Consider the following 271-nt stretch of genomic DNA (forward strand, 5'->3'; position numbering starts at 1 on the left):
CTGTGGATGCACCCAAAATCGGTTTAAATGATAGTCAGTTGGTATGCTGACCAAATGAAATGGCTTTGCCATCCTTTGCTTGGATTGCGCTAGCGCCGATAAACAGTAGGCATGCGTAGCGATTACTACATCCGGGTTTTCTTTTTCTAATAGGGTGTTCTCCAGGCGCCTGGAAAGCCACCAGCCAAGCGGCATTCTCAGTATCGTCCCAAAGAGACGGTCTTGCTCGTAAATTCGCTGCCACATGGGCCTGCCATAGCGGAGCATGCTT

Annotated in this window: 1 protein-coding gene; it reads right to left on the reverse strand. The window is 49.8% G+C overall.

Annotated elements, in window-relative coordinates:
• The coding region (locus SB775_RS29715) for an MGDG synthase family glycosyltransferase (RefSeq protein WP_410864829.1) at positions 1 to 267 on the reverse strand (267 nt) is incomplete at its 3' end.
• Between the last annotated feature and the right edge of the window lie 4 nt (positions 268 to 271).

Source organism: Peribacillus sp. SIMBA_075 (assembly GCF_046534585.1).